Here is a 9,160-nt window from a genome sequence, read left to right on the forward strand (position 1 = left end):
CCGGGTGACGGCCCGGGCGCCGAGGCGGGGCCCCGGCGCGGCCGGCGCCGCCACGGCCGACGAGCCGCCTGCCGGGGACGGCGCGACCGGCAGGGCGAGGGTGGGTGCGGGCTCCAGGTCCCGGGGCCGCGCCACCGGCATCGCCACCGTCCGGTCGGCCCGTTCGCCCAGTCCGGCCTGGTCGGCCTGGTCGGCCCGTCCGACTGTCACCGCCGCCGGGGCCACCGGCGCGTCTGCGGCTTCGGGCGTCCGGGGGCGGCCCGGGCCGCTCGCGACCACCCGCAGGTCCGCCCGGGGGGCCGGTCGCTCGACGACCCGGTCGGCGAGTTCGTGCAACAGGATGCCGTGGCGGTAGGCGAGTTCGCCGATCTCGGTCCGGCCGACGCCGGACACCGCGAGTTCGGTCCCGCCGTCCCGCCGGACCTGCCCGCCCTGACCGGCCAGCAGATCGGCGAGCCGGGCCATCTGGGGACCCCGCACCACGACCTCCGGGCTGAGCCGGGTGCGCCGGAACTCCGTCACCGACTGGTCCGCCGCCATCCGCCCCCGGTCCAGCGTCACCACCCGGTCGGCGAGCTGCGAGGCCTCCTGCGGGGTGCGGGTGGTGACCAGGACCGTCCCTCCGTCCGCGGCGAAGGACCGCAGGAAGGCGTGGAACCACTCCACATTGCGCGGCGAGAGGCCTTCGGTGGGCGCGTCCAGGAGCAGCGTGCCGGGCTCGCCGAGCAGAGCGGCCGCGAGGGCGAGCCGCCGGTGCATGCCCGGCGAGTAGGTGCGCAGGCGCTGCTCGGCGACGGCCGCGAGCCTGGTCCGCTCCAGGAGTTCGTCCGCCCGCCGGGCGGGCGCGCCGACCGCGGCCGCCAGCATCCTGAGGTGTCCCCGGGCCTTCCGGCCGGGGTGTCCGGCGAGGTCGGCCGCCCCGGGGACGTCGCCGGGTCCGGACAGGAGCACGCCGACCTCGCGCTCCGGCCGGCGCAGCCGGCGGTAGGTGCGGCCGTCGAAGAGGGTGACGCCCCGGCCCCGTTCGAGCTCCAGCATCAGCCGCAGCGCGGTCGACTTGCCCGCCCCCTCGGGGCCGAGCAGGGCCGTCACCGCGCCCGGGCGGGCCTCGAAGGTCAGGTCCAGCAGCACCGGGGGGCCTCCCCCTCGGTGAACCTTGGTCAGTCCGGTGATCTGGATCATCGCTGGCTGCTCCCATGCCCTCGGCCGACCTGGTCCGCGGCGCGCCGGGTCGCACCCGCACGGTTCCGCGCCAGCACATTAGGGGCCCGCGGCGGAGATTCCGGGCATTACGGGAACGCCACGGGCCGACCGCCCGCACACCTCACCCGATCAGGGGACAATCCGATCCTGCGACCGAGACCCGCGGACCGGGCGGCTCAGGCCTCCGGACGCAGCATCGGCGGGTTGAGCACACTGGCTCCGCCGGAGGTGAACAGCTGGGCCGGGCGCCCGCCCTGACGGGTCGTCGTGCCGCCGGAGGGCAGCAGGAAGCCTGGGGTGCCGGTGACCTTGCGGTGGAAGTTCCGCGGGTCGAGCACCACGCCCCACACCGCCTCGTAGACGCGGCGCAGCTCGCCGACGGTGAACTCGGTGGCGCAGAACGCCGTCGCCAGCGAGGAGTACTCGATCTTGGAACGGGCGCGCTCCACCCCGTCCGCCAGGATCAGCCCGTGGTCGAAGGCGAGCGGGACACCGTCGGCCCGGTCCGGGCCGAGGAGTTCGGTGACCGGGGCCCAACGGGCGCCGCTGGCGTCGCCGCCCGCGCGCGGGGTCGGCAGGTCGGGTGCGAGCACCAGGTGGGCGACGCTGACCACCCGCATCCGCGGGTCGCGCTGGGGGTGGCCGTAGGTGGCGAGCTGTTCCAGGTGGGCGCCGGCGGCACCGGGCCCGGCCGTGTCGTGCCCGGGGGCGGTGGGGGCCCGCAGGCCGGTCTCCTCGGCCAGCTCCCGCGAGGCCGCCTCGGCGAGGCCCTCGTCGGGGCGGACGAAGCCGCCCGGGAGCGCCCAGTAGCCCTGGTAGGGCGGCTCGCCCCGGCGGACCAGCAGGGCACAGAGCGCGTGCTCGCGCACCGTCAGCACGACCAGGTCGACCGTGACTGCGAACGGGGGGAAGGCCGACGGGTCATAACGCGACATGGCGACGATCATAGTCGTCTCTCTGACGATAAGCACAGGGCCGCGTACGGACCGTGCTGCGACGGCCCTCCCGGCCCTCCCGACCGTCCGCCGCGCCCGGCCCGGCCCGGTGCGGACCGGGCTGCGGGCGGACGGCAGTGGTGGCGGTGTCAGCGGGCCACCAGCTGGAGTTCCGCGGACGCCTCCTCGACCATCGCCACGCCGATCCGGCTGACCCGCACCGAGAAAGGCTCGCCGGCGACCCGCAGTCCGGTCAGCTCCAGCTCCCCGAGCGGCGCGGTGCTGGCCGGGCGGACCAGCACCCGCCCGCCGGGGACGTCCGGCCGGACCCCGGCGAGCGCGAACACCGCGTGCGCGGCCCCGGCGGACGAGACCGCGGCCGGCCGGCAGGCACCCGGGTGCGGGACCGGCGGGGAGCCGGGCGTCCACTGCTCCCCCGCGTACATCTCGGGCAGCCGCCCCTCGAAGTGGGCCGCCGCCGCGAGCAGCCCCTCCAGCAGGGCCCCCGCCTCGTTCTCGTGGCCGGCCTCGGCGAGCCCGGCGACCGCGAGCGCGGTCTCGTGGACCCGCACCGCCCCGCTGCGGTGGCCGAGCGGATTGAACCGGGGGGACTTGGCGCTGAGCGTGCGCAGCCCCCAGCCGCTGTCCAGCTCGGGCGCCGCCAGCCGCTGGGCGAGCAGCCTGGTCTGCTCACGGTCCAGCAGGCTCTCGTGGCGGCCGCCGTCGGCGGCGAGGCCGGGGTCGAGCAGGTGGACCAGGGCGGCGGCCACGGCGGGCAACGGCTGCCCGCCCGGGGCGAGCCCGGCGGCCGGGCGCCCGCCGGACAGGTCGTCCAGCCAGAACCGCTCGCGGAACCGGCCGCGCAGGGCGGTCGCCCAGCCCCGCCACTCCTCGGCGCCGGGCCGGCCGAAGGCCGCCAGCAGGTCGGCTCCGTGCAGGGCCGCCCGGTGCGCCTGGGCCTGGACCTCGGCCCTGGCCGGCACCGGGTGGGCGGCGCGCTCCTCGACCGGGCGGCTCAGGTCGGTGACGAAGCCGTCCACCAGGCCCTCGCGCAGCGCGCCGAGCGCGCGCTCGGCGGCCGGGAGGAGTTCGGCGACCTCCGCCCGGGGCAGGCCCCACCGCCAGGCCTCGGCCAGCACGGTGACGAACAGCAGAGTGGCCTCGGTGGCGGTGCAGGTCGGCGGCAGCTCGGGGCCGCCGTGCCGCAGCGCGCCGGGCAGCAGCCCCTCCGGGCGGCGGCCGCCCTGGCCGGGCCCGCCCGCCCCGGCGGCCGGCTGCTGCTGACGGCGGGCCAGGGCGCGCAGGGTGCCGGCGGCGAGCCGGGTGCCGAGCGGCAGGGTCAGCCGGGCCGCCCAGAGCGCGTCGGCCGGGGCGAGGCCGAACCGCCAGGGCGCGCCGGACGCCAGGTAGAGGTCGGTCGGCCGGTCCGGGTCGGCGAACAGCAGACCGCCCAGGGAGTCCAGGGAGCGCGACACCACCAGGGCCACCCGCGGGTCGTCGCAGCGCACCTCGGGCTCGGCCCAGGGCAGCGGGACGCCGGGGCCGCGACCGCCGGGCGGGCGCGGGGCGGGCACCGTGCTCTCCAGCTCGGCCCGGAGCTCGACCGACCACCGCGCGCCCGGCTGGACGTCGAGGTCCCAGCGCAGCACACCGGCACCGGCCAGCACGGCGTGCGGCGAGGGCTGGGCGCTGACCGTGGCGCTGTGCGTGGGCCCCGCCCAGCGCAGCCCCGCGGACTGGACCTGGCCGGGCAGGTCCGGGGAGCGGTGGCCGGCGGCGATCTCGGCGACCGGGCCGAGATCGGTGGAGAGCGCGATCTCCAGCGGCAGCCGGGCCGGGCGGCCGCCGGCGTTGCGCACCGTGACGGTCTCCACGCCGTCGGCGTGCCGCAGCCGCTCGACGGTGAGCGCCGGGTCCGGGTCGAGGTCGCCGGGGAGGCGGACGGCCCCCAGGAAGCGGGCCTGGGCCGCCGTGGTCAGGGTGCCCTGGAGCGGGAGCGGTTCGATCCCGCCGAGCCGCAGCTCCATCCGGGCCACCACCCGGACGCCGGAGCGGTAGAACCCGTGCAGGCCGTGCCCGCGCAACTGGCCGTCGGGGTCCGAGGCGGCCATCGCCGGCGCCTTCACACACAGCACCGCGTGGTGGACCGCGGCCGGCTGCGGGCGCGGCGGCGCGGACCTGGCCGGACCACCGGCGCCGGCCGGGTGGGCCTGGTCCGGCCGGCCCGCCGGTCTCGGCGCGCCGACCACACTCTCGGCCGGTGCGGCCTGTGGCGGCCTCATCGCGGTCACCGGACTCTCCTCCCCTCGGCGGTCCGGTGGCCGGTCAGGCCGATGGGCCGCGAGCATGCTCGATCGCGTGCTGGTTCCGGACCGACGGGATCCCCCGCCGGTCTGTGCCGTGTCTGGCCGTACCCGGTGCCGGGCCGTGCCATGCGGTGCCGGGTACCCGGTCGGTACCCGCCCCGCGCCGTTGGTCCCCGGGCGTTCTCGCGCCCGGAGGCCCCCGCCTCCCCGTTGCCCGGTCGGGCCCGACGGTCCGACCGCACCCCGCCGCCGACCGCGGCGCCCCCGCCCGACGGCGCCGTCACCGGTGCCGGGTCGGGTCCCGGTCCACCCCGCCCGGGGCGGTGGCGCCCGGGCGCAGGGCCCCCGGGGTCAACGCCGGAGACCGGCCACAGGTCACGCCCGCCGGGCGTCCTGGGCCCGTCCGGTGCACCGCGACCGCGCGCTGCCCGCCGGGGCTGCCGATCCGTGGTTCCGGCCCGGCCGCACGGGCCCGCCGGGTGGGCGGTCGCGGGCGGCTGCCGCCCGAGGCGGCCCCGGGCCGCGGCCAGGATACGGTGCGGGGGTCGCGGGCCCGCCACCGGCAACCCCGGGCGGAGCCGACGCGACCGCTGTGACCAGCAGAGACCGAGGAGTTGTATGTCGACCGCCAGCCGGCTGCCCGGGATTGCCTTCACCGACCACGTCTTCCAGGTGCCGCTCGACCACGCCGCCCCGCAGGGCGAGCAGATCGAGGTGTACGCCCGCGAGGTGGTGGCCTCGGGCCGGACCGGGGACACCGACCTGCCCTGGCTGCTGTTCCTCCAGGGCGGACCGGGGGGCAAGGCCGGCCGGCCGCTCGGCCGGGACGGCTGGCTGGAGCGCGCGCTCGACGACCACCGGGTGCTCCTGCTCGACCAGCGCGGCACCGGGCGGTCCACGCCCGCCACCCGGCAGACGCTGGCCCGGCGGGGCGGGGCCAAGGAGCAGGCGGAGTACCTGGCGCACTTCCGGGCCGACTCGATCGTGCGGGACGCCGAACTGATCCGCCGCCGACTGCTCGGCGGGGACCGCCGCTGGAGCGTGCTCGGTCAGAGCTTCGGCGGCTTCTGCACCCTCACCTACCTCTCGATCGCTCCCGAGGGACTGGACCGGGCCTTCGTCACCGGCGGCCTGGCCGGTCTGCGCAGCTCCGCCGACGATGTCTACCGGGCCGCGTACCCGCGGGTCGTCGGCAAGAACGAGGGCCACTACGCGCGGTTCCCGCAGGACGTCGACGCGGTGCGGCGGATCGCCGGGCACCTCGCCGGGACCCCGGCCACCCTGCCCGACGGCGGGCTGCTCACCGTCGAGGCGTTCCAGGCCCTCGGGATGCTGCTCGGCACCGGCAGCGGCTCCGGGACCCTCCATTACCTGCTGGAGGAGGCCTGGGTGGAGGGCGTGGAGGGCCCCGAACTCTCCGACACCTTCCTCGCCGGCGCCCAGGCGCAGCTCTCCTTCGCCCAGGGCCCGCTCTACGCCGTCCTGCACGAGTCGATCTACGGCCAGCGCTCGGTGGATCCGGCCGGAACCGCCTGGGCGGCCGAGCGGGTGCGCGCGGAGTTCCCGGAGTTCGACGCCCGCGCCGCGCTGGAGTCGGGCGCGCCGGTGCTGTTCACCGGGGAGATGATCTACCCCTCGATGTTCGACACCGATCCGGCGCTGCGCCCGCTGAAGGAGACCGCGGAACTGCTCGCCGCCCGCACCGACTGGCCGGACCTGTACGACCCGGCCGTGCTCGCCGCCAACGAGGTGCCGGTGTTCGCGGCGGTGTACCACGACGACATGTACGTCGACACCGCCGACTCGCTGGAGACCGCGCGGGCCGTGCGGGGGGTGCGGACCTGGATCACCAACGAGTGGGAGCACGACGGCCTCCGGGTCAGCGGGGGCAAGGTACTGGACCGGCTGATCGCGATGGCGCGCGGCGAGCTGTAGCGCGCCCCCGCCCCGGGCCGCCCGGCGGCTCCCCGCCCGGCGGTCGGGGAGCCCGGCCGGGCCGCCCCGGAGGTCACCGCGCACGGCGCTGCCCCCGCTCCGCCCCGCACGCGCCCCGGCGCCGGCGGACCCCGGGCAGGACGGCCGCCGCCCTGGGCGCCGGACCGGGGACCCTCGCCCGGCAGAGCCCGCCCCGCTCGACCTCGTCCGGCCCGGCCGGGTGACCGGGGTGCTCCGTCCTGTCGGTGGGGTCGGTGCTGTCGGCGGTACCGGAGGCGGGCCCCGGCGGGGTGTCGGCGGGCGGCGAGCCCGCCACCGGGCGACCGCGCCGCCGTCGGCCCCGTCGGGCCTTCCCCCGCGCCGGAGGTCCCGCCTCCGCGCCTCCGGACCCGGGCTCCGCCGCTCCTCCCCCGGCCGGGTCGGTGCCGGGACCGGGCGCACCACCGAGCCCCGGCCCGGCGGACAGGTCCGGGGCCGCCCCGCCCTCCGCCCGCTCCCGCTCGGTGCGGCGCCACCGCTCCTCCTCGATGCTCGCCAGCAGCACCTCGGGCGCGAACCCGCCGTTCATCGACTCGTAGAGCAGCTGCGCGAGCAGGTAACCGGGGGCACGGCGGAGCGTGTGGCCGAGCACCACCCGTGCGGTCGCGGCGTCGCCCGCGACCCACGACACCCAGGCCAGCAGGGTGAGCGGCGGGGCGGCGAGGCGCTCGTGGGGCGCGACGCAGCGGGTGGCCAGGAAGGTCCAGAGCCGCCGGGTGGACGCGAGCTCGGCCGGCCGGGCGTACTCGGCGGCGCGGTCCCGCAGGACCCGGTCCTGGAGCGCCAGCAGCAGCCGGGCCGCCCGGTCGTCGTCGAGCGAGACGGCCCCGGCCATGAACTCGGCGACGGCCGTGTCGATCAGCCGGGCGCCCTCCCGTCGGTCGACCGGCCGCCGTCCGCCCGGGGCGGCCCCAGGTCCGGCCCCGGCCCGGGCGAGGGCCGCCCGCACGGACTCCGCCCCGGGCGGCCCGATCGGGGCCAGCCCGGCCATGATCTCCTTGCGGCTGCCGCGCGGTGCCAGGCCGGCGACGGTCGCCGCGACCGCGACCGGACCGGGCCCGGGCTCGCGCCGGATCGGGTGTCCCCCCGGATCGCAGCAGCCCTCCCGGGTGCAGAGGTAGGACCACCAGCGGCCCGCCGAGACGCAGAGCGACTCCTTGACCCGCACGCCCCGGCTCTCGAAGGACTGCCGCAGGCGCTCGGCGAGCGGCCGCAGCCGCTCCGCCACCGGCGGGCCGTGCTCCCGGCCCGGCCCGCGCACGGCCGGATCCTGGCAGAGGTAGAGGAGCACCTGGACCGGCCGCTGCTCCTGCCGCTCGGAGAGCTGGACCATGAGCGCGGCCGTCTCCTCCGCGGCGGCCGGCCACTCGGCCGCGGACTCGGGGATGTCCAGCCGGATCACCCCGCCCTGGTGCAGGCCCGGCGGCTGCAGCCCGACGGCGACGATGCTGTCGTCCGGGAAGAAGCCGAGGAGGTAGGGCAGCGCCTCGGCCATGTCGGCCGGGCCCCGCATGGTGAGCGAACAGCCACCGGGACCGTCGCCGAAGGGAAGCGCGATGTGTTCGTTGGTCATGGCCCGAAGGCTGTCCCAATTTCCCGGGACCCTCGGAAAATTCTTCGGAATCTGTGGATAAACCCGGCCTGTGAATAACTCCTCCCTCGTTCGGCGTATGGTCGCCCCACTCTCCCGAGGGAAAAATGACGTCCGTTCAGCAGAAGAACGGATGAAATACCTCCGGACTTCGCCCGCTTCTCACCCATCGCCGTTCGCCCGCTGTCGGTCCCTCGGGGTTTCATGGACGCCATGGAGCAGCCGAAGACCCACACCACCGCCACCACCGCCGACCGGGCCGAGGTCCGGGCCCGGGCCGAGGCCGTCCTGCGCGAGCTGGCCGGCCCCGGCGCGACCCTGCGCGAGGACCAGTGGACGGCCATCGAGGCCCTGGTCGTCGACCACCGCCGGGCCCTGGTGGTGCAGCGCACCGGCTGGGGCAAGTCCGCCGTCTACTTCATCGCCACCTCCCTGCTGCGTGCCCGGGGCGCCGGCCCGACGGTGATCGTCTCGCCGCTGCTCGCCCTGATGCGCAACCAGGTGGACTCGGCCGCCAGGGCCGGCATCCACGCCCGCACCATCAACTCCGCCAACACCGACGAGTGGGACGCCGTCCAGGCCGAGGTCGCCGCCGGGGCCGTCGACGTCCTGCTGGTCAGCCCCGAGCGGCTGAACAACCCCGACTTCCGCGACCACGTGCTGCCCAAGCTCGCCGCCTCCACCGGCCTGCTGGTGGTCGACGAGGCCCACTGCATCTCCGACTGGGGCCACGACTTCCGCCCCGACTACCGCCGGCTGCGCACCATGCTCGCCGAGCTCACCCCCGGGGTCCCGGTGCTGGCCACCACCGCCACGGCCAACGCCCGGGTCACCGCCGACGTCGCCGAGCAGCTCGGCACGGGCGCCGGCGACGAGCACGCCCTGGTGCTGCGCGGCCCGCTCGACCGCGAGAGCCTCACCCTCGGCGTGCTCACCCTGCCGGACCCGGCGCACCGGCTGGCCTGGCTCGCCGACCACCTCGACCGGCTGCCCGGCTCCGGCATCGTCTACACCCTCACGGTCGCCGCCGCCGACGAGGTGACGGCCTTCCTGCGCGAGCGCGGCTTCGCGGTGGCCGCCTACTCCGGCCGCACCGAGGACGCCGAGCGCCGCACCGCCGAGGCCGACCTGCTGGCCAACCGGGTCAAGGC

The 9,160-nt window shown here is 77.5% G+C and carries 6 protein-coding genes; 2 read left to right on the plus strand and 4 right to left on the minus strand.

From position 1 onward, the window contains the following. The 3 genes from VR45_RS16390 to VR45_RS16400 form a co-directional block, all read right to left on the minus strand. A partial coding sequence (locus tag VR45_RS16390) for an ATP-binding cassette domain-containing protein (protein WP_199925953.1) occupies positions 1–1,182 on the minus strand: 1,182 nt, incomplete at its 3' end. Positions 1,183–1,379: 197 nt separating this feature from the next. Then, a complete protein-coding gene (locus VR45_RS16395; protein WP_045940506.1) occupies positions 1,380–2,138 on the minus strand; it encodes an NUDIX domain-containing protein in 759 nt (252 codons plus the stop codon). Between the two features lie 149 nt (positions 2,139–2,287). After that, the gene (locus tag VR45_RS16400; protein WP_078896570.1) at positions 2,288–4,420 is read right to left on the minus strand and encodes a glycogen debranching N-terminal domain-containing protein; all 2,133 of its coding nucleotides are present in this window, start codon (positions 4,418–4,420) and stop codon (positions 2,288–2,290) included. Positions 4,421–5,062: 642 nt separating this feature from the next. Between VR45_RS16400 and VR45_RS16405 the strand changes: the two genes are divergently transcribed. Then, complete coding sequence (locus tag VR45_RS16405; RefSeq protein WP_045940504.1) at positions 5,063–6,379, plus strand: alpha/beta fold hydrolase; 1,317 nt, start codon at positions 5,063–5,065, stop codon at positions 6,377–6,379. Between the two features lie 73 nt (positions 6,380–6,452). Here the strand turns inward: VR45_RS16405 and VR45_RS16410 are convergent, their stop codons facing one another. Next, the gene (locus tag VR45_RS16410; protein ID WP_052709137.1) at positions 6,453–7,991 is read right to left on the minus strand and encodes a DUF4192 domain-containing protein; all 1,539 of its coding nucleotides are present in this window, start codon (positions 7,989–7,991) and stop codon (positions 6,453–6,455) included. A gap of 231 nt (positions 7,992–8,222) precedes the next feature. Between VR45_RS16410 and VR45_RS16415 the strand changes: the two genes are divergently transcribed. After that, the coding region (locus tag VR45_RS16415; RefSeq protein ID WP_159394232.1) for a DEAD/DEAH box helicase at positions 8,223–9,160 on the plus strand (938 nt) is incomplete at its 3' end.

The sequence above is a fragment of the Streptomyces sp. NRRL S-495 genome (assembly GCF_000966955.1).
GTDB classification, from domain to species: Bacteria; Actinomycetota; Actinomycetes; order Streptomycetales; family Streptomycetaceae; genus Kitasatospora; species Kitasatospora purpeofusca.